This is a genomic window from Enhydrobacter aerosaccus (genome assembly GCF_900167455.1).
GTDB classification, from domain to species: domain Bacteria; phylum Pseudomonadota; class Alphaproteobacteria; order Reyranellales; family Reyranellaceae; genus Reyranella; species Reyranella aerosaccus.
In genome coordinates this window covers 20038-43110 of the sequence record NZ_FUWJ01000013.1, presented here as the reverse complement: position 1 = coordinate 43110, position 23073 = coordinate 20038, and the positions used below count along the sequence as shown (strand labels likewise).

24 protein-coding genes are annotated in these 23073 nt (G+C 65.3%); 10 read left to right on the top strand and 14 right to left on the bottom strand.

Going from position 1 to position 23073, the window contains the following annotated elements; translation table 11 throughout:
- Window positions 1-96: 96 nt before the first annotated feature.
- Together B5D62_RS28395 and B5D62_RS28390 are read left to right on the top strand one after the other, a co-directional pair.
- Entirely contained in the window at window positions 97-1308 is a 1212-nt protein-coding gene (locus B5D62_RS28395; RefSeq protein WP_085937458.1) for an MFS transporter, read from the top strand.
- A gap of 186 nt (window positions 1309-1494) precedes the next feature.
- Entirely contained in the window at window positions 1495-2025 is a 531-nt protein-coding gene (locus B5D62_RS28390) for an HNH endonuclease (RefSeq protein ID WP_231714977.1), read from the top strand.
- A gap of 42 nt (window positions 2026-2067) precedes the next feature.
- On the opposite strand, the gene B5D62_RS28385 is transcribed toward B5D62_RS28390, so the two are convergent.
- The 9 genes from B5D62_RS28385 to B5D62_RS28345 form a co-directional block, all read right to left on the bottom strand.
- Window positions 2068-2631 (bottom strand): demethoxyubiquinone hydroxylase family protein, encoded by a 564-nt coding sequence (locus B5D62_RS28385; protein WP_085937456.1) that lies wholly within the window; start codon window positions 2629-2631, stop codon window positions 2068-2070.
- Entirely contained in the window at window positions 2628-3134 is a 507-nt protein-coding gene (locus B5D62_RS28380) for a disulfide bond formation protein B (RefSeq protein ID WP_085937455.1), read from the bottom strand. Before B5D62_RS28380 ends, B5D62_RS28385 begins: the two co-directional genes overlap by 4 nt.
- Before the next feature lie 8 nt (window positions 3135-3142).
- On the bottom strand, window positions 3143-3724 hold the full coding sequence (locus B5D62_RS28375) for a YqaA family protein (protein ID WP_085937454.1): 582 nt from the start codon (window positions 3722-3724) through the stop codon (window positions 3143-3145).
- An 82-nt stretch (window positions 3725-3806) separates the two neighbouring features.
- On the bottom strand, window positions 3807-4808 hold the full coding sequence (locus B5D62_RS28370; RefSeq protein WP_085937453.1) for an NAD(P)H-dependent flavin oxidoreductase: 1002 nt from the start codon (window positions 4806-4808) through the stop codon (window positions 3807-3809).
- Between the two features lie 16 nt (window positions 4809-4824).
- Window positions 4825-5493 (bottom strand): glutathione S-transferase family protein, encoded by a 669-nt coding sequence (locus B5D62_RS28365; protein ID WP_085937452.1) that lies wholly within the window; start codon window positions 5491-5493, stop codon window positions 4825-4827.
- Between the two features lie 44 nt (window positions 5494-5537).
- Entirely contained in the window at window positions 5538-6968 is a 1431-nt protein-coding gene (locus B5D62_RS28360; RefSeq protein ID WP_085937450.1) for a carotenoid oxygenase family protein, read from the bottom strand.
- A 402-nt stretch (window positions 6969-7370) separates the two neighbouring features.
- Window positions 7371-8594, bottom strand: a complete 1224-nt coding sequence (locus B5D62_RS28355) for a serine hydrolase domain-containing protein (RefSeq protein WP_085937449.1) — start codon at window positions 8592-8594, stop codon at window positions 7371-7373.
- A gap of 1 nt (window position 8595) precedes the next feature.
- A complete protein-coding gene (locus B5D62_RS28350; RefSeq protein ID WP_085937447.1) occupies window positions 8596-9270 on the bottom strand; it encodes an alpha/beta hydrolase in 675 nt (224 codons plus the stop codon).
- Entirely contained in the window at window positions 9267-9992 is a 726-nt protein-coding gene (locus B5D62_RS28345) for a DNA-3-methyladenine glycosylase family protein (RefSeq protein ID WP_085937540.1), read from the bottom strand. Before B5D62_RS28345 ends, B5D62_RS28350 begins: the two co-directional genes overlap by 4 nt.
- A gap of 46 nt (window positions 9993-10038) precedes the next feature.
- On the opposite strand from B5D62_RS28345, the gene gluQRS reads away from it, so the two are divergent.
- The 6 genes from gluQRS to B5D62_RS28315 all read left to right on the top strand — a co-directional run bounded on the left by gluQRS (window position 10039) and on the right by B5D62_RS28315 (window position 17632).
- Window positions 10039-10896, top strand: coding sequence for a tRNA glutamyl-Q(34) synthetase GluQRS (gene gluQRS / locus B5D62_RS28340; protein WP_085937445.1), 858 nt, complete (start codon window positions 10039-10041; stop codon window positions 10894-10896).
- A 109-nt stretch (window positions 10897-11005) separates the two neighbouring features.
- Window positions 11006-12163: an aromatic ring-hydroxylating oxygenase subunit alpha gene (locus tag B5D62_RS28335; protein WP_085937444.1), complete on the top strand. Its 1158-nt coding sequence runs from the start codon at window positions 11006-11008 to the stop codon at window positions 12161-12163.
- Window positions 12160-13263 carry a 5-methyltetrahydropteroyltriglutamate--homocysteine S-methyltransferase gene (locus tag B5D62_RS28330; protein ID WP_085937443.1) on the top strand — a complete coding sequence of 368 codons (1104 nt, stop codon included), beginning with the start codon at window positions 12160-12162 and terminating at the stop codon, window positions 13261-13263. The genes B5D62_RS28335 and B5D62_RS28330 overlap by 4 nt, the downstream gene beginning before the upstream one ends.
- 316 nt (window positions 13264-13579) lie before the next feature.
- Window positions 13580-13990 carry an OsmC family protein gene (locus B5D62_RS28325; protein WP_218191362.1) on the top strand — a complete coding sequence of 137 codons (411 nt, stop codon included), beginning with the start codon at window positions 13580-13582 and terminating at the stop codon, window positions 13988-13990.
- A gap of 103 nt (window positions 13991-14093) precedes the next feature.
- On the top strand, window positions 14094-16031 hold the full coding sequence (locus B5D62_RS28320) for a hypothetical protein (protein WP_085937440.1): 1938 nt from the start codon (window positions 14094-14096) through the stop codon (window positions 16029-16031).
- Window positions 16028-17632: a pyruvate, phosphate dikinase gene (locus B5D62_RS28315; protein ID WP_085937439.1), complete on the top strand. Its 1605-nt coding sequence runs from the start codon at window positions 16028-16030 to the stop codon at window positions 17630-17632. Before B5D62_RS28320 ends, B5D62_RS28315 begins: the two co-directional genes overlap by 4 nt.
- A gap of 30 nt (window positions 17633-17662) precedes the next feature.
- On the opposite strand, the gene B5D62_RS28310 is transcribed toward B5D62_RS28315, so the two are convergent.
- Both B5D62_RS28310 and B5D62_RS28305 read right to left on the bottom strand, forming a co-directional pair.
- Window positions 17663-18376 carry an aspartate/glutamate racemase family protein gene (locus tag B5D62_RS28310; RefSeq protein WP_085937438.1) on the bottom strand — a complete coding sequence of 238 codons (714 nt, stop codon included), beginning with the start codon at window positions 18374-18376 and terminating at the stop codon, window positions 17663-17665.
- Between the two features lie 56 nt (window positions 18377-18432).
- On the bottom strand, window positions 18433-18819 hold the full coding sequence (locus tag B5D62_RS28305) for a PRC-barrel domain-containing protein (protein WP_085937437.1): 387 nt from the start codon (window positions 18817-18819) through the stop codon (window positions 18433-18435).
- A 139-nt stretch (window positions 18820-18958) separates the two neighbouring features.
- On the opposite strand from B5D62_RS28305, the gene B5D62_RS28300 reads away from it, so the two are divergent.
- Window positions 18959-19321: a PRC-barrel domain-containing protein gene (locus B5D62_RS28300; protein WP_085937436.1), complete on the top strand. Its 363-nt coding sequence runs from the start codon at window positions 18959-18961 to the stop codon at window positions 19319-19321.
- 39 nt (window positions 19322-19360) lie between these two features.
- Here the strand turns inward: B5D62_RS28300 and B5D62_RS28295 are convergent, their stop codons facing one another.
- A complete protein-coding gene (locus tag B5D62_RS28295; RefSeq protein ID WP_085937435.1) occupies window positions 19361-19906 on the bottom strand; it encodes a hypothetical protein in 546 nt (181 codons plus the stop codon).
- Window positions 19907-19908: 2 nt separating this feature from the next.
- Window positions 19909-21345: an LVIVD repeat-containing protein gene (locus B5D62_RS28290; protein ID WP_085937434.1), complete on the bottom strand. Its 1437-nt coding sequence runs from the start codon at window positions 21343-21345 to the stop codon at window positions 19909-19911.
- A 104-nt stretch (window positions 21346-21449) separates the two neighbouring features.
- Between B5D62_RS28290 and B5D62_RS28285 the strand changes: the two genes are divergently transcribed.
- Window positions 21450-21689 carry a hypothetical protein gene (locus tag B5D62_RS28285; protein WP_085937433.1) on the top strand — a complete coding sequence of 80 codons (240 nt, stop codon included), beginning with the start codon at window positions 21450-21452 and terminating at the stop codon, window positions 21687-21689.
- 40 nt (window positions 21690-21729) lie between these two features.
- Here B5D62_RS28285 and B5D62_RS28280 read toward each other — a convergent pair whose 3' ends face one another.
- Complete coding sequence (locus B5D62_RS28280; RefSeq protein WP_085937432.1) at window positions 21730-22983, bottom strand: OpgC family protein; 1254 nt, start codon at window positions 22981-22983, stop codon at window positions 21730-21732.
- Between the last annotated feature and the right edge of the window lie 90 nt (window positions 22984-23073).

The window sequence follows — 23073 nt, the reverse complement described above, 5'->3', positions numbered from 1 at the left end:
GCGGCGCGGACCGTGGCGCGTGCATGCAGCGATTGCAAGCCTGCCGACCGCCAAAGCGCTTGCGCCAATCAGGTCGTGCGGCCAAGGGTGAACGAGATGAGCCGATCCGTGCCCTGGTTCCTGGTCGCCTTGTGCTTCGCTCTTGGCGTCGCCAGCCGCTCGATCAGCGACTCGTTTCCCGTCTTCGTGCCGGCGTTGCAGCAGGCTTTCACCGCAAGCCGAAGTGCGGTCACCGTGGTCTACAGCTTCGCCCTCCTGGTCGGCGGCACCGCGGCGCCGATCGCCGGATGGATCGTCGATCGCTTCGGTCTGCGGGCACTCACCGTGACGGGCATGTCCGCCGCGGCCATCGCCACGTTCAGCGCCTTCCACGCGACCGAACTCTGGCAGCTCTATCTGGGCCTCGGTGTCGTCATGGGCTTCGGAAGCGCGTCGCTGTCGGGCGTGCTGAGTTCCTCTGTCCTGGGACGCTGGTTCCCCAGCCATCGCCTTGGCGTGGCGCTCGCGGTCGCATGGTCCGCGTCGGGCGTCGGCGCGATCATCATCCTGCCGCTGGCCGAGCGCATCATCGTCACCTCGGGATGGCGGGAAGCCTATTTCGTCTTCTCCTGCATCAGCGCCGCTTTCATTCCTGTGCTGCTGTTCCTGCCGTGGCGTCGCATCGCCGGTGGCGCGCCTGGACTGGCGCGCCATCATGGATCGGCTGCGGGCGGCATGACAGTCGGCGAAGCCGTGCGGGACTGGCCATTCTGGGCGCTTACTTTCTCGTTCGGTTTCACGTCGCTCGGCATCTTCGCACTGGCGCCGCAGGCCATGGTCTATCTGCTCGAGCGCGGCATCGAGGGCGCCTACGCGGCCCGCGCGCTCGCAGTGGCCGGTTTCCTCACGCCGCTCGGCATGGTCGGCTTCAGCTGGCTGTCCGATCGCGGCGGGCGCAAGTTGGCGGCGATCCTCGCCTATGCCTCTTCGATCGTCGGGGTCGGCATGCTGGCGCTGGTGCGTGGCCCACAGGACGATCTGTGGTTATGGCTCTACGTGCTGCTGTTCGGCGGCAGCATGGGGTCACGCGGGCCGATGATCTCGACGCTCGCCACCTTGCGCTATCGTGGTCCCAATTTTGGCCGCATCTACGGCCTCATCAGCATGGGCATGGGCACCGGTGGATTTCTGGGCGCGTGGATCGGCGGCCTGCTGCACGATCTCACCGGCGGTTACGGCGTGGTAATGATCTTTTCCGCCTGCTCGCTGGCGCTTGCGGCAACATCGCTCGGGGCCGAGGCCGGAGCCCGAGAACGGCTTAGCCGTTGAATGGAACGCTGACGGACCTATTAATCTTGAGCGACATCTCGATGACCTCGATATCGACATATTGTGTTTTCAGGATAGCCTTGCCACAATGAAAACCATGCTGGACCGGATGGATTTTCCGAGTAGTCACAGTCAAAGGCGGCGGAGCTAGCCGTGACGCCCGGCCTTGAGTCCTGCCACGCGCTGGTGCTCAACGCCGACTTTCGGCCGCTGTCGTATTTCCCTCTGTCGATCTGGTCCTGGCAGGACGCCGTGAAGGCGGTGTTCCTCGATCGCGTCAGCGTCATTTCCGAATACGATCGCACCATCCACAGCCCGTCCTTCGAGATGCGGCTGCCGAGCGTGATCGCCCTCAAGGAGTATGTGCCGGCGGCGCGCCGCCCGGCCTTCACGCGGTTCAACGTCTTCCTGCGCGATCGCTTCACCTGCCAGTATTGCGGCGACGAGTTCGCGACCAACGAACTCACTTTCGACCATGTCGTGCCGAAATCCCGCGGCGGGCGGACCAGCTGGGTCAATGTCGTGACGGCCTGCAGTCCCTGCAATCTCCAGAAGGGCAACCGGCTGCTGCGGGAAAGCGACATGGTCCTGCAGCGTGCGCCGATGGAACCGACGACGGTCGAACTGCAGGAGAATGGCCGCGCCTTTCCGCCCGGCTACCTGCACGAGAGCTGGCGCGACTTCCTGTATTGGGACAGCGAACTGGATCAGAACTGAGCCGCCGCGGCGCGCCCCTCAAGAGGCGCATCGCCCGAAGGGTCAAATCCGCGTCGACAGCCAGATGGCGAGCCGGGAGCCGGCCTTGATCGCCGTGGTCAGCGGACCGTAGCCCAGCGTCTCCTCCGCGCCGGAAGCCAGGGCGGTGTCGCGATGCTCGACCTCCTCGGCCCGGAACTTCTCAACGGTCGCGCGCAGTTCCGCTTCGTCGTCGCCCAAGGCCGTGGCCTGGCTGGCATAGTGTTCGTCGATGGTCTCTTCGACGGCGACGGTGCAGGCCATCGCTGCCTCGTCGCTGATCAGGGCCGTCGCGGCGCCCAGCGCGAAGCCGGCAAGATGCCAGAGCGGCGACAGGGCGGTCGGCCGCACCCGCCGCTGCACCAACAGCCGGTCGAAGGTGGCACGATGTTCACGCTCGGCGTGGGCCATGGCCGCGATCTTGCGCCCGGCCTCGCTGTTGGCGCGTCCTTTGAGACGCAGCGCGGCAAGCTGCCCCTCGTAGATGCGGACGGCGCCGAACTCGCCGGCCTGGTCGACGCGGATCACGCGTTCGGTGATTCTGCGCGGATCTGGATCGCCCGGATTGCGTCCTTCGCCGGTGATCATGGGGTCTCCTTGATGTGCCGTGCGACGCCAACCGACAATGCGATCGCGACAGCTGCGGAGATGATGGCATTCCAACCTGCCATCGAAATGCCGAACAGCGACCACGGAATGGCGTCGCAACGCACCATCTTGGCCGAGAAAAGATACTTCTTGAGCTCGGCCGGCGAAAGGCCGGGCGGGATGCGGCCGGAACATTCCTGCGGACCCTGCCACCAGTGCTGCTCGACGCCGACATGGAAGACGCCGATGCCTGCCGTCAGGAACAGGGCGAGGATGGCGGTCAGCGCGAAGATATAGGCCAGCCGCGGGGCCGCGAACGACGCCAGGGCGGCGAGGCCGATCGCGATCGCCGCGATATGCGGATAGCGCTGCCAGTGGCACAGGTCGCACGGTGGCAGGCCGACCACGTACTGGAAGAAGAGAGCGCCGCCCATCAAGGCGGTGCTGGCCAAGGCGGCCAGCAGGCCGATCTTGCTGGGGAAGGGAAGTTTGGCGAGGGTCATCAAGCTCTTCAGAACAGGTATCGGAAGGCGACGAATCCCCCGATCAACGCCACCAGGAACAGCCATGTCACCAGGGTCAGTCGTTCCTCGATGAAGCTGCGGATAGGCTCGCCGAACTTCCACAGCAAGGCTGCCACGACGAAGAACCGGATGCCACGCGTCACGATGGACGCCCACACGAAAGTGAACAGGTCGAAATGCGCAGCGCCTGAAGCGATGGTGACCAGCTTGTAGGGGATTGGCGTCAGGCCCTTGATGAGGATGATCCAGGTCCCCCATTCGGCGAAGCCGGCGCGGAATCGCTCCAGGCCTTGCTGCAGGCCGTATGTGTTTACCAGCCAGTTCCCGATCGTCTCGAAGAAATAATAGCCGATCGCATAGCCGAGCAGCCCGCCCAGGACCGAACAGACGGTGCAGACCAGGGCGATGCGGAAGGCCTTATGCCGGTTGGCCAGCACCATCGGCACCAGCATCACGTCCGGCGGCACGGGAAAGAAGGAGCTTTCGGCAAAGGCCACAGCGCCCATGGCGACGATGGCTTTGGGATGACCCGCCAGACGGATCATCCAGTCATAGAGGCGACGCAGCATGTGACACGCTCTTAGCGTGTCACATGAGGGGAGGCGAGGGACCTTTGTTGGGCATGCCCCCGCCCCTGCGGGTATCGTGGGCCTATTCCGCCGCCTGCTTGAGGCTGGTCGGCACCGTCTCGCCGGCGAACAGCGCGGCACGGGCAGCATCGTATTCCGCCTTCAACCGGGCCACGACCTCGCCAGCCGGCGGCGCGTCGTGGATCTGGCCCACACCCTGGCCGGCGCCCCAGATATCGCGCCAGGCCTTGGTCTTCATGTTGCCGCCCGAGCCGAAGTTCATCTTGCTCTTGTCGGCTTCCGGCAGGGTATCCGGATCGAGGCCGGCGGCGGCGATGCTGCGCTTGAGGTAGTTGCCGTGCACGCCGGTGAAGAGATTAGTGTAGACGATCTCCTCGCCGGTGGAGTCGATGATGCACTGCTTGTTGGCCTCGGTCGCTGCCGCTTCCTTGGTCGCGATGAAGCGCGTGCCGATATAGGCGAGATCGGCGCCCACTGCCTGCGCCGCCAGGATCGAGGCGCCGTTGGCGATCGAGCCTGAGAGCAGGATCGTGCCGTCGTAGAACTTGCGCACCTCAGGCACCAGGGCGAACGGCGAGAGCCGGCCGGCATGGCCGCCGGCGCCGGCGCAGACCAGGATGAGACCGTCGACGCCCGCCTGCAGCGCGCGCTTGGCATGGGCGATGTTGGTGACGTCGTGGAACACCAGGCCGCCATAGCGGTGGGCCGACTTCACCACGTCGTCGGGCGCGCGCAGCGAGGTGATCTGGATCGGCACCTTGTACTTCTCGCACATGTCGACATCGTGCTGCAGGCGATCGTTGGAACTGTGCACGATCTGGTTCACCGCGAACGGCGCCACCTTCTTCTCGGGATGCTTGGCCTTGTACTCGGCCAGCTCCCCGGTGATGCGCTTCAGCCACTCTTCCAGCATCTCCTTCGGCCGCGCATTGAGCGCTGGGAAGGAGCCGACAATGCCGGCCTTGCACTGCTCGATCACGAGATCGGGGTTGGAGACGATGAAGAGCGGTGCTCCGACCACGGGAATGGAGAGCGAGTCGCGCAAGAGAGCCGGCAGAGCCATGGAGCGAATCCTTCGTCTATTTCAGCAGGGCGTACGGTCCGCCCCGTTCGATTGCCTTCTTGTATGCCGGTCGCGCGTGGATGCGGTCAAGAAACGCCGCCAGGCGAGGGTAATCCGCGCCAAGGCCGGTGCGGGCGGAGGCTCCTTCGAGAGGGAAGCTCATCTGCACATCCGCGGCCGAGAAGCTGTCGCCTGCGAACCAGTCTCGTTTCGAGAGCTCGCTTTCGAGAAAGGAAAGGTGGTTCCTGAGTTGCGGCCCGAGCAGATTCTTCTCCACGCCGGCGGCGATCGCCTTTGCCGCCGGCCGCAGGAAGAAGGGCACACGTTGTGGGATGCGGCTGAACACCAGCTTCATCAGCAGCGGCGGCATCAGCGAGCCCTCCGCATAGTGCATGAAGTAGCTGTAGCGCAGCCGGTCCGGTGTTCCGGGCGCAGGGGCAAACTTGCCGCCGCCATAGGTGTCCGCCAGGTATTCGAGGATCGCGCCCGATTCGGCCAGCACCAGGTCGCCGTCGCTGATGACGGGCGACTTGCCCAGCGGATGCACTGCTCGCAGCGAGGCCGGTGCCAGCATGGTGGCCGCATCGCGCTCGTAGCGCTTTACCTCGTAGGGGATGCCGAGTTCCTCCAGCATCCAGAGGATCCGCTGCGAGCGCGAGTTGTTGAGGTGATGGACGACGATCATGGGGCCTCGACGAGTTGGTTTCGCTCCATGATACGGACGCAATTCTACAGTGGACCACCGCGCCAGTTGCCGTGGAAGCCGGCCGGTACACGGCTGGATAGATGCGCCAGCGCCACCGGCCCTTTGGCCAGATCGGTGGCCTCGAACACGGCGAGATCGGAGCGGCCTTCCTCGGCGCGATAGATCACCGACAGCACCCAACCGTCGCCCTCGGCGGCATCGTCGTTGCGGGCCACGAAGATCGGCTCGCCGAAGCGGTCGTTGGCGCCGGCATTCCAGGTCGTGTTGCGGCCGGTGGCGAGGTCGTAATGCGTGATGCCCTCGATGCGCTGGGCACCGGCGGCGGCGACATTGCCCGAGACGATCCAGCCATGGCGGTAGTCGCTCATGCAGAAGCGCTCGTCGAAGCGGGGGAACTCGCCGGCCCGGTCGTCGAGCTGCTCCTCCTTGAAGGTATTGCCCTGGCCGGCGAGATCGAACGTCCAGCGGAACAGGCGGGCAGCAGGCGTCTGCGGCGCCGAGGGCGAGCCGTCGGGCAGCGGGAACAGCGGGGCCACGTCATACTTCATCACGTCGATCACGACCTTTCCATCCGCCGTCTCGAAATGGTTCATCGGATGGAAGACATAGGAGGGCGGCGCCGACACCCACTTCACGTCGGCCACGGTGCCGCCGCGAGGGATGAAGGCGATGTGCGTGCCCTTGTCCGGCTCCCAGGCGAAAGGCGGCTTGCCGGCCATGGCACGCTCCATCGAGCCGGTGAGCGGGAACACCGGCACGACGATCCAGTTCCGCGTCACGGCGAAGTCGTGGATCATCGCCGAGTAGGGACCGTCGAGGATCTCCGCACGCGTGACCGTGCCGTCCGCGGTCACATTCTGGATGCTGATCTCCTTGGTGAAGCGGCCCTTGGCCGAATAGCCGAAGAAGACCATCTCGCCTGTCACGGGATCGAGCTTGGGATGGGCGGTGAAGGGCCCGCACAGTCTGTCGCCGTAGGTCTCGTAGCCGCCCTTGGGGCCGACCGGCATCAGCGTCGCGGGGTCGAGCGAGAAGGGCGCATGCGCCTCCTCGAGCGCCAGCAGGCGACCGCCGTGCCAGACGATGTTGGTGTTGGCGATGGTCGAGTTGAGCGCCATGACGCGGGGATCGGTATAGAGTGGATTGCCGAAGGTGCCGGACAGGCCCTCGCCCTCCTTGTTCTCGATCTCCCACTTGGGCGTGCGCACCCAACGATTCCGGTAGGAGACGTTGCCGTTCTCGATATGGATGGCGTGGATCATGCCGTCGCCGCCAAACCAGTGATAGGGGCCGCGCGGCGCGAATTGCGGGTTCGGTCCGTTGCGGTAAAGCGTGCCGCACAACTCCTTGGGCATCTCGCCGGTGATCTGCAGATGGGCACCGTCCGCCTCGACGTTCACCGGGGCGTAGTAGCCGCGCAGGAAAGGATTGTCGGTCGGGAAGGGCTTGGCCATGGCGTGCTCCTGATCTTGGACCGTTATGGATAACGCTGTGTATCCAAGAAACGTTATCAATACACGCCGTTTCCCGCAAGAGCTGGTCGATGACATTTGCGCCGACCGTTTTCACCGTTTTTAAACGGTTGGAAAAACGGTCAGGCGGGCGGCCCGCCGGCTCACAAGACCGGCGGTGCACAGGGTGGCGGCAGCATTTACCTTCGAGCGGAACATGCCCTGCATCCTAAGGGCGGCCCTGCAGGAACGACGATTCCGGTCGTCAACGACCTCGTGTGCGCAGACCGGTTGCCAGCCTGTGATCTGTGCCGATCAACTCAAACTGGCGGCCTTGGCTCTGGCGTCCTGATACATTGGGAAGTGGGCCACGCCAGAGATTGCTCCGCCGCGTTGCTTCCGTGCCTACTTCACCCACACCCCGCCATCCTTGCTCCTGTAGCCGAGCGAAAGATAGGTTGCGTCGACGAGCGACTGGCCGCGATCGTTGAGCAGCAGGCCGGGGCCCATCTGGTTCATGGTGTAGCCGAAGGAGAAGCCGGCAGCGGGGTCGGCGAAGCCCAGCGAGCCGCCGGCGCCGACATGGCCGAAGGCGGCGCTGCCCAGGATGGCACTGTCGACGTCGGGGCCGAATATCTGGGCGCCGAGGCTGCGCCTGCGATTGTCCATCGACTTCATGAAGCCCAGCGCGAAGCGGGTCGGGATGCGCAGCGTCGCATCGTCGTGCGTCGCCATCGAGACCTCGCCCATGCGCGCCAGGGTCTTGCCGTCAACGAGTTTGCCGCCGCCGACCGACAGCGGGGCATACAGGCCGGCGAGGCCGCGCGCGTTGGTGATGCCATTGGCGGCGCCGATCTCCGCCGCATGACCGGCGCGGGTGTTGGCGCCGCCGGCGCGCCAGGCGCCGACATTCATGTAGAACAGCCACGGGATCGAGGTGCGGTCGGTGGCGAGGTCACGCAGGAACGGTGTCTTCGCCTGTTCGGGCTTGAGGCTGTAGGCGAGGATGGGGGCCACGCGCGGCTCGATCTCCTCGGGCAGGCCGATCCAGAAATCGAGGCCCAGCGGCTTGGCGATCTCGTCGCGGAAGAAGGTGCCCAGTGACTTGCCGCTGGCGCGCCGCACCATCTCGCCTACGGTCCAGCCGAAGGTGAAGCCGTGATAGCCGTTGCGGGTGCCCGGCTTCCAGAACGGTTCCTCGGCGGCCAGCCGCTCCGTCATGTAGGCCCAGTCGTAGGGGCCGTCCTCCTTCACCTTCTCGCGCAGTGCCGGCACCGCCGAGGAGTGGTCGAGCATCATGCGCGTGGTCACCATCTCCTTGCCGTGCTGGCCGAAGTCCGGCCACAGCTCGGTGACCGGTGCGTCGAGGTCAAGCTTGCCGCGGCTTGCCAGCACGTGGGCGCACAGCGCTGTCGCCCCCTTGGTGCAGGAGAAGACGATGCCGACCGTATCCTTCGTCCACGGCATGCCGGTCTTCGGGTTGGCGACACCTCCCCACAGATCGACCACGGTCTCGCCGCCGACAGTGACGCAGACGGAGGCGCCGACTTCGCCATGATCGGCGAAGTTCCTCTGGAAGGCCTCGGCGATGCGCTCGTAACCCTTCTTGCAGATACCATCGACCGTCATGTCAGTTTCCCTGGTTGGGCAGCGGCAGTTCGAAAGCGTCCAGGAGGAAGCGCGCCGCTTGGGAGAGGCCGGTCTGGTCGATACCGTGACCGACGCCCGGCGCGATATGCAGGCCGACCGGCACGCCGTTGCGGCGCAAGGTTTCCGCCGCTGTCTCGCTGAGCTGGCTCGGCAGCATGGGATCGCTGTCGCCATGGATCAGCAGGACCGGTGGCCGGCTGCGCAGTTCGGTGTCCAGAGCTTCGGGAGCGGCCAGCATGCCGGAAAAGCCGATGATGCCGGCGAGCGGGATGTCGCGGCGCAGGCCGCAATGCAGGGCCATCATCGTGCCCTGGCTGAAGCCCACCAGCACGGTTCTCGTTTCGTCGAGGCCGTACTGCGCCATGGTCTCGTCGAGAAAAGCGTCGACGAACGGCGCGGCGGCGCGCACGCCGGCAGCAACGGTATGCGGATCGAGCCGCGAGATGCCGAACCACTGATAGCCCATCGGCGCGCCCTCGCAGGCATAGGGCGCGTTGGGTGCATGGAACACCGTGTCCGGCATCAGCGGCGCCAGCACCGGCGCGAGGCCGATCAGGTCGTTGCCGTCGGCACCGTAGCCATGTAGCAGCACCACGAGATGACGAGGCGCGCCACCCGCGGCCGGGCCATGGCTGGGACCCTCGAGCTTGATCATGATGCCTCCGCTTTGATCTTGGTCGTTTTTGGCGTGGCCTTGGGCACGGTCTTGGCCACCGGATCGACCGGCGCGACCTTAGGCTCGCGCGCGCTCCAGTCCGGCATGTTGCGGCGCCAATGCCAGAGCAGCAGCGCAGCGGCGCTGCGCCACGGCCGCCACGCTTCGGCGATCTTCACCAGCCGCTTGGCGTCGGGTCGCGTGCGCAGCTTCTTCAGGTGCTGCGCCGCGATCACCAGGCCAAGGTCGAGGCCCGGCATGATGTCGGGCCGGCCATGAGCGAACATCAGGTAGATCTCGGCGGTCCAGGGGCCAATGCCCTTGGCCTGCGTGAGCATGGCGATGGCCGCCTCGTCATCGAGCGCCTCGAGCGCCGCGAAATCGATACGGCCCTCGACGATATCGGTGGCGAGGCTGCGGCCGTATTTCATCTTGGCGGCCGACAGGCCGACCGCGCGCAGATCCTCGTCACCAAGCTTCAGGAAGTCGGCCGGCTCCATCGAGGGCACGGCGGCCTCCAGCCGGAGCCAGATCGACCGTGCCGCGTGCACTGAGACCTGCTGACCCACGATCGAGCGCATCAGGCCACCGAAGCCGGATGGGACCCGGCGCAGCTCGGGGTGACCGACCTCCTTCAAGGCGCGCGCGAAATCGGCGTCGACCTTGGCGAGGTGGCGCAGGGCCTTCTTGAGGTTGGCAGCATCGAGGACCACTTGGGGCATCTCGACCGCATAGCACGCCACGCGAGCCCGCTGTAACGTCCGATTGATGAAGATCGTCACGCGCTTTGCCCCCAGTCCGACAGGCGAGCTGCATCTCGGCTCGGCCTATTCGGCCTGGACCGGCTGGCATCGCGCGCGCGAGGCGGATGGTGTGTTCCTGGTGCGCATCGAGGATATCGACATCCGCCGCTGTCGACGCGAGTTCGAGCACGCGATCCTCGCCGACCTGACGTGGCTGGGCTTCCGGTGGGACGGTGCCGTGCGACGGCAGTCCGAGCATTTTGCCGATTACGGGCGCGTGCTCGACCAGCTCGATCAAAGGGGCTTCGTCTATCCCTGCTTCTGTTCGCGTGCCGACATCGCCCGCGAGATCGCGGCCGCCGCTGGCGCGCCGCATGGTCCCGACGGTCCGCACTATCCGGGGACCTGTCGCCATCTACCGCTCGAACAGAGGCGAGCGCGGCTGCGAGCCGCCGAGGAGCATTGCCTGCGGCTCGATGCGGCGAAGGCGGCGGCCGAGGTGGGTGCCTATCATTTCTTCGACGAGACGCGGGGCCGGATCGAGGGCGAGCCACTGCTGCTGGGCGATTTCGTCATCGCGCGCAAGGATACGCCCACCAGCTATCACCTCGCCGTCACGGTCGACGATCATCTGCAGGGTGTGACTTTGGTGACGCGCGGCGAGGATGTGCTGCCCTCAACCCATGTCCATGTGCTGCTGCAGCGGCTGTTGGGTTACGAGACGCCGCTCTACGCCCATCACCGCCTGCTGACCGATGCCACTGGACGCCGCTTTGCCAAGCGCGACCGCGACATGACCATCCGCGCCCTACGCGAGTCCGGGCTCAGTCCGCAACAAGTGATCGATCGCGCCCTGCAAATGGCCGGCGAGGCGGTGACATAGCAGCTGCATCGCCGCTCCGGCGCGCCCGCGGCGGAACGAAAGAGGAAGAGCGGGCTGGAAGCCGCTTCGCCGGCTGGCGCGGCGGCCCGGCTGGGCCTAGGATTTTGCCATGGACCGAAAAGAAGAATTGGCCGTCGGGAGGCGGCTGCTCGGCCATATCGACTGCCGCACCACCGATCTGGCGGCCGATATGTTCCGCAACCAGACCATCGCCTATGCGTGCCGCGATCGCGCGGCGCTCGAGCGCGAGAAGCTGTTCCGCGAGCGACCGCTCCTGATGGGGTTGTCGTCGCGGCTGGCCAAGCCGGGCGACTATCTCACCGAGGATGTCGTCGGCATGCCGGTGCTGCTGGTCCGCGATGGCACTGGCAGCGTGCAGGCCTTTGCCAATGTCTGCCGCCATCGCGGTGCACCGGTGGCGCAGGGCTGCGGCAACGCGCGGGCCTTCACCTGTCCCTACCATGGCTGGACCTACGATCTTGCCGGCCGATTGCTGGGCGCGACCGACAAGCCGGGCTTCGCCGGGCTCGACATTGCAGCACACGGGCTGGTTCCGCTGCCGACGGTGGAAAAGCACGGCATGATCTATGTGCGACCGGGCGTCCCCAGGCCGGGCGAGAGCCGCACAATCGACATCGATGCCGAACTGGGAGTCTTCGCTCCGCCGCTTGCGGCGCTGCAGCTCGACGACTTCGTCCTCCATTCCACCGATCGCATCGCGCCGCGCATCAACTGGAAGTTCGCGGTCGATACGTTCCTCGAGAGCTATCACATCGCTCATCTGCACCGGAAAACCATCGCGCCGTATTTCGTCGGCAATTGCTGCGTGTTCGATTCCGGTGGCCTGCATGGGCGCGCCTCGTTCGTGAAGAACTCGATCGACAAGACCCGGGCCGAGCCCGAGGACGAACGCCGCTACCTGCCGCATATCGTGCAGATCTATCAGCTGTTCCCCAACTCGCTGCTGGTCTGGCAGATGGATCATATCGAGATCTGGCGCACCTTCCCCAAGCAGGGAGATCCCGGCGTGTGCGAAGTGGAGCTGACACTCTACAAGCCGGTCGAGACGACAAAGCCGGATTCCTACTGGGAGAAGAACCGCGACATCGCCATCCGCACCGTGCTCGACGAGGACTTCCCGTTGGGCGAGCGCATGCAGATCGGCTTCGAGTCGGGCGCGACAGAAGAGGTGGTCTATGGGCGCAACGAGCCCGCACTGGTCCATTTTCACCGTTCGATCCGCCAGGCTCTGGGAGTAGCAGCATGATGCGTGACAAGCCGCCGTTTCGCGCCGATCAGGTCGGCAGTCTGTTGCGCACGGCGCCGCTCAAGGAAGCGCGTACCAGGCGGGCTACGGGAGAGATCACTCCCGCGGAGTTGAAGGCGATCGAGGATGAGGAAATCCGCAAGCTGGTGGCGAAGCAGGAAGCGATCGGCCTCCAGGGCATAACCGACGGCGAGTTCCGCCGCTCCTGGTGGCACTACGACTTCCTGCGGCATCTCGACGGTGTCGAGCTGGTGAGTGTTTCCCAGGGCCTGCAGTTCAAGGGCACGCAGACCAAGGCCGAAGGGCCGCACGTTCATGGCAGGATCGACTTCTCGCCGTCGCATCCCATGCTCGATCACTTCAGGTTTCTGAAGTCGGTGACACGGCAGACGCCCAAGATGACGATTCCCTCGCCGGCGGCCTTGCATTATCGCGGCGGCCGCCAGGCAATCGAAAAGTCCGTCTATCCCGAGATGGACGCCTTCTTCGACGATCTCGGCAAGGCCTATACCAAGGCGGTGCGGGCGTTCGGCGAGGCCGGCTGCACCTACCTGCAGCTCGACGAAGTGTTCGTGGCCTATCTCTGCGATCCCGCCCAGCGCGAGTATCTCAAGAGCCGTGGCGACGATCCCGACAAGCTGCTGCATATCTATGCCGACCTGATCAACGCGGCGTGTGCTGGCCGTACGCCCGGCATGACGATCTCCATGCATCTTTGCCGGGGCAACTTCCGATCCACCTGGATGGCGCAGGGCGGCTACGAGCCGGTGGCCGATATGCTGTTCAACAGGATGAACGTCGATGCCTATTTCATGGAGTACGACAGCGAGCGCGCCGGCGGCTTCGAGCCTTTGCGGTTCCTGCCGCGGAACAAACACGTCGTGCTGGGCGTCATGACCTCCAAGACCGGCGCGCTGGAGAGCAAAGATCTGCTCAAGCGCCGCATCGATGAGGCGTCGAAGTTCGCGCCGCTCGACCAGCTCTGCCTGTCGCCGCAATGCGGCTTCGCCAGCACCGAGGAAGGCAATCTGCTGGCGGAGGAAGAGCAGTGGGCGAAGCTTTCGCGCTGCGTGGAGGTGGCACGGGAGGTCTGGGGTTAGACCCGAATCGCCGAGCTTCTGCCACTGGTCCAGGGCCGGCGAATATCCTTGTCCTTTCGGCTCCAGCGCCGAACCGAATATTCCCTGCCGACACCGAGCAAAGGCATATCCCCGTTTTGTTCGAGCGACCCGGCTTTGCTGTTCCGACGCTGACCGCTACTCCATCCGTCGTTGAAACAACCGGCGGCTCCAGGGTCGAGGCGTTGGCGCCCCCGGTGGAAATGCCGAAGTGGAGGCCTCATTCATGCCGTTACATCCGAAAGGCTCGATCCTGCCCTTTCATCTCCACGGGAAGGGACACGGTGTCCTGCAGACCGTGAACATCGAGGGGTCGCCGCATGCGATCCGGGCGGAAGGTCATCCGGCCTTCGGCGGAAAGGAGTCCGCCCCGAGTCCGCTGGACTATGCTCTTGGCTCACTGGCATCGTGCAATCAGGTAACCACCTTCATCGTCGCTCGCGATCTCGGCATATCGATCGGCAGCTTTTCGATCGATCTACGGGCCGAACTCGACAACTCCGTGCTGGTGTTCGGTGCCGAGGGAAATCCGAACTTCTCTTCCGTCACGCTCGACGTCGTGGTGGAAACCGACGCGAGCGATGCGGCGTTCTCAAAGCTGGCGAGTGAAGTCGAGCGGCGGTGTCCGTTGACGCAGCTCTACGCGCGCAGTGGGGTCAAGGTGACGAACAACTGGCACAACTGCCGGCTCGCGAAGGTCGTCGGCTGACCGGATCGAGCATGACACCGAACTGTCACCGATTGATCTAACGCAAGGGCCAGCGAAGCCGGTCGACCTATCAAAGCTCCGAACTTGCGTCGGGTGGCGGCCGGTGACCGAAAAATCGCAGATTGTCCGATTGCTCGGCGAAGGCAGCCTGCTGCTGCCGACGCTGCTTGCAGATGCCCTGGCGGCCAACGATCGCCTCAAGCTGAGACTGACCTTGCTGCAGGAGGCGTCTGCGCAGGCACGTCATCCTGTTCATGCGCCGCCCTCCTTCACGATTGAGCGGCAGGCGGCGGGACTGGCCGATCCTCAGTTCGATGCCATGGTCAGCGGCGCGCGGCAGGTGTCGGGCGATCGGCTGCAGATCCCCGGCGCGCATGCGCTCGTGCACGGCGTGCCCGATGATCTCAAGACGATGTTGGCGCCGCTGGAGGCTTGCGGCACCGACTCCTATCCTGAATTCAGGAAGCGCCTGGAGAAGCTTTCGGCATCGTTGCCGGTGGCCGCGCATGACGAGCTGACGGCCGAAGAGATCCAGTCGATGGCCGCGGCCCGACCCGGCGGCCCGGAGACCGTTCACCGCCTGGTCATGGACGCCCACAAGGCAATCAACGCCCTCGCCGCGGAGTCGGCACTAGAAGTGATCGATGGCGCACGGGTTCATCACGTCGACGAGGCTGACCGCCAGCGCATCCGGGCCTTCATGGCCGGCCTCAATCGCACCGCCGGCCTTGCCTTCGGCCATCCCGGGCTGGCGACACTGGCCACGCGGTCGGGGGCACGACTGGTGATCCAGAACGACATCGGCACGACCGATGCGCACGTGCTGGTGATCCATGTCGAGGGCAACACCACGACCGTCACCTACACCGACATCCACCGCCCGCGTGCCCGCTTCTTCATGTCGATGTTCGACGGGCGCGATGTCGCCTGGAACGCCCTGACCGAGCGGCAGGCCCAGGAGCTGCAGGGCGGCGAGGCCTTCTATCTCGTGGTCGGTCGCCACGCGGCCGCGGACGAAGCCGCGCAGCTGCGCTTTCTCGAGTTCCTCGGTTCGCGCATCGTGTTCCTCATCGACTGGAACAAGGCGCGCAAGGCGCTGCAGATCTTCGTCGGCAAGCAGAATGCGATCGACATCCTGCGCTGGGCATCGTCGCACGATTGCGGCCATCGCGGCTTTCTCGAGCTGGGCGGCGCCGATCTCGTCTTCGAAGCGATCCGCCGCACCGGCGCCGGCCGCATCCCCTACGGAGCCCGCCTCGATGCGGTTCTGGGCGAGAAGGAATGCACGACATTTCTACGTCATGTGCTGCGTCAGACCAGCGAGGGCCTGCGTGCGAGCCGCTCGGTCCGCCTGATCCGCGACGAGATCCAGGCCGAGCTGGCCGAGCTGTTCGATACCGCCGAGGCGGCCTTGCTCGTCCTGCTGGTGCGTCATCTGGGCATCGCCCGTACCCTGGCTTCCGCCATTGCCGAAAGCTTTGCCAGTGATGGCCATGCAGTCGCCGGCCTGAGGACGCGGCTCGCGCAGCGCGCGAAGCAGATGGAGGAGAAGGCCGACCGGCTGACGGTCCAGGCGCGCGAAATGTGCGAGCGCATGCAGGACGCGGACGCGCTCCGACTGGCGTTGGACGAGATCGAGAACTGTACGGACGCGCTCGATGAATGCGCCTTTCTATGGAGCATCGCGCCGACGGGTGAAGGCCTGCTCGGGAACGTTGTCCTCGTCGACCTTGCCGACATCGTGGTCGAGAGCATCAGCCATCTCGTGCGCGCCGCCGAGGCCGCGTCGCGGCTGCCGCAGGGCAACCGACTCGATGCCGCGACCTCGCTGCAGGCGATCGATGCCGTGACCCTTGCCGAACGGCGGGCGGATACGGCGGAGCGGGAGGCTCTGCGGGCCTTCATGCGTCAGCCGACGTCGGACAGCCGGGTGCTGGTGCTGGGCATCGAATTGGCGCGCACGCTTGAAACCGCCACCGACCATCTCGCCCATGCCGCGCTGTCGTTGCGGGAACGCGTGCTGCAGGAGTTGTCGACATGAGTGACGCGGTCGAGCCTCTCTTCATTGCCAGCGGCACGAAAGGCCCGGAGATCACGGCCGAGGTCGCCGGGTCGAAGGCGGTTGGATTGTGGCGGATGGCGAGACTTGGCTTGCCGGTTCCGCCGGCTTTCGTCCTGCCGACTGCGCTGTGTCAGAGGGTCAATGCCGGCGACGGGGCCGCCCTGGAGGCGTTGGAACGGGGGCTGGTCAAGGGTATCGCGTGGCTCGAGGAGCGGACAGGACGCCGGTTCGGCGACGCTCGTGCGCCGCTGCTGATCTCGGTCCGCTCGGGAGCGGCGGTCTCGATGCCCGGCATGCTGCAGACGGTGCTGAATATCGGCCTGGATGACGAGACGGTGCATGGCCTGATCCGCCTGACCGGGAACCCCCGCCTGGCTTTCGATTGCTGGCGCCGCCTGATCCAGTCCTATGCCGAGGTGGTGGGGGACGCGCGGCCGGACGATTTCGATCGTTGCTTGGCGGCCATGGTGGCCGCCGAACAGGTGGAAGGCGAGGCGGAACTCGATTCGGAAGCAATGGAGCGTCTGGCGCTGGATTATCGCGAGCTGGCGACCCGGCTCGATCGGGGAGCGCCGCCGGACAATCCGCGCGAACAGCTGAGCGAGGCGGCGCGAGCGGTGTTCCGCTCCTGGGACAGTCCGCGCGCGGTCGAATACCGTCGGCTCAACGGTTTGCACAAGCTCGCCGGCACGGCGGTGACCGTCCAGGCGATGGTGTTCGGCAATTCGGGCCCGCGCTCGGGTGCCGGCGTCGTCTTCAGCCGCAATCCGGCGACGGGCGCCAACGCGCTTTATCTCGACTTTCTGTTCGACGCGCAGGGCGAGGACGTGGTTTCCGGCCGGCGCACGCCGGTCGATAGCACCCGCCTGGCCTCGCGCTTGCCCGACGTGGCGAAGCAGCTGGCCGACGGCGTCCGACGTATCGAGCAGGAACAACGTGATGCCCAGGATGTCGAATTCACGGTCGATGATGGCCGGCTGTATTTCCTCCAGACCCGCAGCGCCAAGCGCACGCCACTGGCGGCGCTGTCGATGGCGGTGGCCATGGTGCAGGAAGGGCTGATCGATATACCCACCGCGCTGGCCCGTATCGGCACCATCGATCCTTCGGCGCTGACGGTGTCACACTTCGCGGAGCCGGCGGAGGCTGGTGCCCAGGCGATCTCCGCTGCCCCGGGCGTCGCCAGCGGCCGGGTGGTGTTCGACTCGCAACGCGCACAGGAATGGACGCAGCGCGGCGAGCCGGTGATCCTGGTGCGGCCCGATACCTCGACCGAGGATGTGGCGGGCTTCGCCGTTGCCCAAGGCATCCTGACCGCCGCTGGCGGCCGTACCGCGCATGCGGCGGTCGTGGCGCGGCAACTCGGCAAGGTGTGCCTGGTCGGCTGCCGGACACTGGCCATCGACGAAGAGCATCGCCAGGCGATGCTTGGTGATGCGGTTGTGCGCGAAGGCGACTGGATCTCGCTCGACGGCGATGCCGGAACGATCGCGCTGGGCCGGCGCTCCATCGTCTCCTGTCCACCACCAGAGGCCGCCGAGGTGGAGCGCTGGAAGCAGGCCGGGGCGGGCCCGGCCTGACACGCGCCCGGCCGTTCTTTCGTCGTCCGCCTACGCCGCCTCGGCCTGCCCCTCGATGGCGCGGCGGATGGCGGCCCGGGCGAGGAGCCGGGTCGAATCCAGCGTCGGCAGCGGCGCGTTGGTGTCGTTCAGGATCAGCGGGATCTCGGTGCAGCCCAGGACGACCGCGTCGCACCCTTCCTCGTCCTTGAGCCGGCCGATCACCTTCTGGAAATAGGCGATGCCCTCGGGCTTGAAAATGCCGCGCACCAGCTCGTCCATGATGATGCGGTTGATCTCGTCGCGCTCGGGGACGGTCGGCCGCACCCACTCGAGACTGCGGGCGGACAGCTTCTGCGGATAGACCTCACTGTCGGTGAGCCAGCGCGTGCCGGTGATGGCAATGCGCCGGAAGCCGCGCGCCACCGCCTCCGCGGCGACGCTGTCGGCGATATGCAGCCAGGGAATCGGCGACCGCGCCTCGATAAAGGGCAGGGCTTGGTGGATCGTGTTGTCGGGGCAGATCACGAACTGCGCGCCCACACGGGCAAGTTTCTCGGCCGAGCGCAGCATGAGCTCGCCCACGGCCGGCCAGTCGCCGCGATAGATGGGGGTCATGTAGTCGTCGAAGGACGGGGTGTGCATGGTCACCTCGGGATGACCATGGCCGCCCAGCAAGGCCGGCGCTTCGGTGCAGATGGTGCGGTAGCACAGAGCCGCACCCTCCGCGGAGCAGGCGGCAATACCAATGTGAAGAGGTGTCATGGCGCCACTGTTGCCGAAGAGCGGGCGGACGTCACCTCCTCAATGGCGTGCAGCTGTCACTTGGCGGCGTATTTGAAGGCAGGCAGCGTAGTAAGAGTCTTCTTGCTGGCTCCCGCGAGCAGAAGTTCGCCCTCGTAGGTCGTCAACGCTCTATAGGGAAAGGCCACCAACTTGGGACCCGATCCCACGAAATTCCCGACCGACAGGACGACGACGTCCGATTTGCCGTCCTCGCTCAGGATCACATCGTCGACCTTGCCCACGGTCTGATGGGCTTCGTTGACCACCGCTTCCCCAATGATCTTGCTGACGCGCTCGCCCTTGTCGACACTCACGACATCGATCTTGGAGAGTTGCTGGATCGGCGGCTCGCTCTGCGCGTAGCCGGGAACGCTGGCCAGAATGCCGATGGCAGCGGCAACAACGGATGGGATCAGACGCATCGGAGAACTCCATTCTCAAGGCGATCGTCGCCGGCGCAACGGCAACGGACGGCAACTTGGCCTGTTCCTGCGGCGTTAGTGAGGCACATGACGCACTGCGTTTGCGGTGCTCGTGCAAATTCCTAAACCGGAGGCATGAATGACCGACGTTACCAAGATCACGAGCGGGTCGCTGATCGCGGCCGACAAGGTGAACGGCACCGACGTCTATAACCCGACGGGAGACAAGCTCGGCACCGTGGACGACATCATGCTCGACAAGAAGAGCGGGCAAGCAATCTACGCCGTGATGTCGTTCGGCGGCTTCCTCGGCATGGGCGAGAAGCAATATCCGTTGCCCTGGTCGGCCCTGACCTACGACGAGACCAAAGGCGGCTTCGTGGTCAACGTCGACAAGAAGCGGCTCGAGAATGCGCCGACGATCGACGAGGAGGACTTCGTCTGGACGCCTGACTACGGACGCAGCGTGGACAAGTACTACGGTGCGCCGACCTATTGGTGATCAGTGGCGAATGGCGTCGCGCGGCAGTCCGTGCGACGCCTACTTCTCGCCTAGCTGCCGGTTGACCCAGAACTGCACCGGGTCCGCTTCGAGGAACTTCCTGGCAATCTGCCGCTGCTCCGCATTGGCAATCTTGCCGACGATCAAAGCGACCACGAGATCACAATTGTAGGAAACCGCGATTCCGGCAGCGAGCTGGGAATCGCCCCGCGAGCGCAGGCGATAGAGGCGCATGCGTCCGACCAGGTCGGCGATCTGGATGTGCTGGCCTTCGAGCGGGACGAACAGCGGATCGACGAGATCGATGTCGGTGACCCGATCGACTTCAGAATCCTCCACGACGCCGGTATCGCAATTGCCGCAGAAGCCGAGCTTGGGGCGGACATAGAGTTCCATGTCATGCCCGCGCCAGGCTTGTCCTTCGTTCCAGCCGTCGCGCGGAAACGGCCAGGCGATCCGCTGCCATCCGTCATGCGTTTCGGGCCTGTGCGCTACGTCCCAGCGGGCGAAGACGGAGAGACCGGCAAGGGCGACCACGAACGTCGCCGCCAGGGCACCGTAAACAAGGGTACGCGTACTCAGCATCCTTAGTTGAGGCCCGCGGCGGTTCGGGCCGATCCGGTCAGTTCGAGAATATGCAGGCCGGTATTGGCACGGTCGACGATATAGATGTACCCCCGTTCGTCGGTTTCGACGTTGTTGGTCTGTATCGCTGTCTTGCAGCGGTCCTGACCAGCCTCGCGCACGCAGCGCTTATCGGTCTTGTCGGTGATGGCGGGGATGAAATACCCGACTTCGGTCGGATGGTACGGGTCGCGGATGTCCAGTGCGCGGACGCCGGCATTGAAGAAGGCGATGAAGGCCATTTTCTTATAATAGACCGGCGCCATGCTCTCGTTGGAAGAATGCGAGCCGAACCGGCCGCCGCGCTGGCAGAAGTTGCCGCTCGCTTCCGGCACGGTCCAGCTCGAGATCATCATCGGCCGCGATTCGATCGAGACATCGGCGAACCACACCATTTGCCGGGCCTCCCGGCATTCGTTCTGGATCGCCTCGTCGACGATCATGACGATATCCCGCTTCGATCCGTCCTTGTCGTGCGCGAACTCGGCGATCGGCATCTGCAGCATGGGGAAGGTCGTATGCGCGCCGTTCCAGGCCGACATCGGCAGGCGGCCCACTTCCGGATAGCGCAGGTTGGCATCGGTGGGCGCGGCCGGGCCTTTCAGGAGCTTGTCGCGATCGACGATCTGCACCATGCCTTCCTTGTCGGTGCCGTAGCCGAAGTAGACGCGATTGCCCTGCGGGCCGGTCGAGATCGGGCCATGCAGCTCCATCGGAACGGTGCCGGTGGCTCCCGGCTGCTGGCCCGGCAGGCCGAAGTCGCGGATTTTGCGGGGGTGGGCAGGGTCAGACAGATCGTAGATCTGCGTCATGCGCCGCACGCGCCAGTCGGGTGCGCCCGAGACGAGGTAGGCGATGCCGGTATCGCATTCCCACCAGCTCTTATGCGTGTCCTTGAGGCCGGCGATGCGGGTCACGAGCCGGGGATTGGCCGGGTCGGCGACGTTCCAGATCTCATGCGCCTCGCTGCCGAAGGTCCTCAGCATGTAGACGGCATTCCTGTCGCCCTTGGGCAGGGTGCTGCCATCGCAGACTCGCACCATCTGCGCCCCGCCACCCTCGTACTTGCCTTCCTGCCCCGGGATGTGGCGCAGATATTTCGGATTGGCGGGATAGGTGACATCGACGATCGAGGTTCCGTTCGGCTCGGCCTTGCCGGTCATCGGATTGATGGGATCGGGTATCGCGTCGGTGCCGCCGTGATGGCCAATATAGGCAATCCAGCGGTCGCCCTGATGGTGAATGGTGGGCTGGTAGGCACTACGGCCTTGCAGGTCGTTCCAACCGACGAGCCGCATATTCGAGGCTTCCGGCGGATCGCCGATTTTCTGTTGCTGGGCGAAGGCGCCGGACGCGGCAAGCAAGGGAAGACCGACGATCAGCAAGGCCAGGGGCTTCATGGCGTTTCTCCCTTTTGCGGCAACACTACAGCAGGCCGGTGCGGCGGCAACCCCGCGACCGGCCCTGCCGTTGGCTTCGGAGGTCACAAATTGCGGAGGACTCCATGGACAGCACCGAACGGGAGCGCCTCGATCGGCTCAATCGCGAAGCCGAAGCCGAGAAGGGGCCTGGCGATCCCCAGCCCGTGCAGCCGCGTAGTACCCGGCCGCTGATTGTGCTGATCTGCGTTGCGGTCGTGGTCGCGATCGGCATCGTCGGCATCATGTATCTGCGCAACTACGATGGCACGCGCTCCGTCCCCGTCGCGCAAGGCCAAGAGCGGACACCGGCGCCCGCGCGGTAACCGGCGTGCTGCAGAGGGGAGCGATTCAAGGCTGTCTGTCCTAGGGGCGAGGGTCGATTGGTCGACTGGCGAAGGCCGGTTGCAACTTCCCGGCCCGCGGCACGGCCTTCGTTCGTTCAAGCATCCAGGCGGGCACAGCGAGCAGCATGATGCCGGCCACGGCGATGGCCGTCTTGCCGATCTCGCCGAAGGGTCCCCAGTTTTCGTCGACGGCCTTGAGCAGGTAGACGGCGATGACGTGCCAGGCATAGACCTGAAGTGAATGCCGGCCGAGCAGGCGCAGAAACGACAGCTTGAACAGGCGATCGAGCAGGTAGGCAAGCCATCGCAGAGGGATACTGGCCGTAGCCGGACCGAGACGCACCACCCAGGTGACGAGGTAGGCGAGCGCGACGAAGTTGAGCAGATAGACAGGCCCGAACTCGCCGCGATTGGCCAGCGCTCGCAACCGTGCTTCCACCGCCTCGGGCATTGCGAAGTGGTTGGACCAGACGCGCCAGATGGCGAAGAAGAGGACCGTCATGGCTGCCACCAGCGCAAGCTGCGGCCGGTCGGCACGGAAGAGTCGGCTCCAGTCGATTCTGTCCTGGATCATTGCTGTTCCGAGTACCAGGCCGGCGACGAACACGAGCTGCCAGGCGAACGCATTGAAATAGGCACGGAGCGGCAAAAGCCGCGCGACGGCGTCGGCCAGGGCGAGATGGGCGCCCAGTTGCACAGCCAGCCACAGCACGATGCTGCCGCCAGCCACCCACGCCCAACGGCCCTGCAGGCAGAGCCAGATCAAGGGAGGAGTCGCCAGCAGATAGACGACGTACTGCGGCAGGACATCCAGATAGTCGGGTTGGTAGAGCAGCAAGGCGGAGGCGGCGACATGCCGTCCTCGTCCGAAGTGCAGATCGCCCAGCCAGTGATGCCAGTAGACCCACGAGCCGGGCAGCAGCGTCTGCAAGACCAGGATGATCAACACGCATCCCAGCGCATAGGCGTAGATCTCCGCGGCGCGGTTCCAGATCGCGACGGTGGCGGTGCCGAGTCCGTGACGTGCCATGCGCCGACCGTGCACCAGACCTGCAAGCAGGCCGGAGAGGAAAACGAATCCCTGCGCGCCTTCGACAAAGGCCAGTTCGGCATGATTCAGGAGCACCAGCAGATAGCCGCCGGTGAAGGTGAGATGATTCAGGAACATGAAGACGAGAAAGTAGCCGCGCAATCCGTCGAGGATTGCCAGTCGGCCAGCAACCAGACTTCCTCCTGGGGAAGGTGGCTCCGCGTGCGGGTGAAACAGCCTCATCGGCAGACGTTCGTCTCCTGCACCCGAGCGCTGCCGGGCTACACCAGGGAAACGCCTCAACTCTGCCGCGGGTTCGGAGGTCCGGCCTTC

Bases quoted from the DNA above. Each gene is read 5' to 3' on its own strand.
- B5D62_RS28395 (WP_085937458.1), top strand. From the start codon at position 97: ATGAGCCGATCCGTGCCCTGGTTCCTGGTCGCCTTGTGCTTCGCTCTT.
- B5D62_RS28385 (WP_085937456.1), bottom strand. From the start codon at position 2,631: ATGATCACCGGCGAAGGACGCAATCCGGGCGATCCAGATCCGCGCAGA.
- B5D62_RS28380 (WP_085937455.1), bottom strand. From the start codon at position 3,134: ATGACCCTCGCCAAACTTCCCTTCCCCAGCAAGATCGGCCTGCTGGCC.
- B5D62_RS28375 (WP_085937454.1), bottom strand. From the start codon at position 3,724: ATGCTGCGTCGCCTCTATGACTGGATGATCCGTCTGGCGGGTCATCCC.
- B5D62_RS28370 (WP_085937453.1), bottom strand. From the start codon at position 4,808: ATGGCTCTGCCGGCTCTCTTGCGCGACTCGCTCTCCATTCCCGTGGTC.
- B5D62_RS28365 (WP_085937452.1), bottom strand. From the start codon at position 5,493: ATGATCGTCGTCCATCACCTCAACAACTCGCGCTCGCAGCGGATCCTC.
- B5D62_RS28360 (WP_085937450.1), bottom strand. From the start codon at position 6,968: ATGGCCAAGCCCTTCCCGACCGACAATCCTTTCCTGCGCGGCTACTAC.
- B5D62_RS28355 (WP_085937449.1), bottom strand. From the start codon at position 8,594: ATGACGGTCGATGGTATCTGCAAGAAGGGTTACGAGCGCATCGCCGAG.
- B5D62_RS28350 (WP_085937447.1), bottom strand. From the start codon at position 9,270: ATGATCAAGCTCGAGGGTCCCAGCCATGGCCCGGCCGCGGGTGGCGCG.
- B5D62_RS28345 (WP_085937540.1), bottom strand. From the start codon at position 9,992: ATGCCCCAAGTGGTCCTCGATGCTGCCAACCTCAAGAAGGCCCTGCGC.
- gluQRS (WP_085937445.1), top strand. From the start codon at position 10,039: ATGAAGATCGTCACGCGCTTTGCCCCCAGTCCGACAGGCGAGCTGCAT.
- B5D62_RS28335 (WP_085937444.1), top strand. From the start codon at position 11,006: ATGGACCGAAAAGAAGAATTGGCCGTCGGGAGGCGGCTGCTCGGCCAT.
- B5D62_RS28330 (WP_085937443.1), top strand. From the start codon at position 12,160: ATGATGCGTGACAAGCCGCCGTTTCGCGCCGATCAGGTCGGCAGTCTG.
- B5D62_RS28315 (WP_085937439.1), top strand. From the start codon at position 16,028: ATGAGTGACGCGGTCGAGCCTCTCTTCATTGCCAGCGGCACGAAAGGC.
- B5D62_RS28310 (WP_085937438.1), bottom strand. From the start codon at position 18,376: ATGACACCTCTTCACATTGGTATTGCCGCCTGCTCCGCGGAGGGTGCG.
- B5D62_RS28305 (WP_085937437.1), bottom strand. From the start codon at position 18,819: ATGCGTCTGATCCCATCCGTTGTTGCCGCTGCCATCGGCATTCTGGCC.
- B5D62_RS28300 (WP_085937436.1), top strand. From the start codon at position 18,959: ATGACCGACGTTACCAAGATCACGAGCGGGTCGCTGATCGCGGCCGAC.
- B5D62_RS28295 (WP_085937435.1), bottom strand. From the start codon at position 19,906: ATGCTGAGTACGCGTACCCTTGTTTACGGTGCCCTGGCGGCGACGTTC.
- B5D62_RS28290 (WP_085937434.1), bottom strand. From the start codon at position 21,345: ATGAAGCCCCTGGCCTTGCTGATCGTCGGTCTTCCCTTGCTTGCCGCG.
- B5D62_RS28285 (WP_085937433.1), top strand. From the start codon at position 21,450: ATGGACAGCACCGAACGGGAGCGCCTCGATCGGCTCAATCGCGAAGCC.
- B5D62_RS28280 (WP_085937432.1), bottom strand. From the start codon at position 22,983: ATGAGGCTGTTTCACCCGCACGCGGAGCCACCTTCCCCAGGAGGAAGT.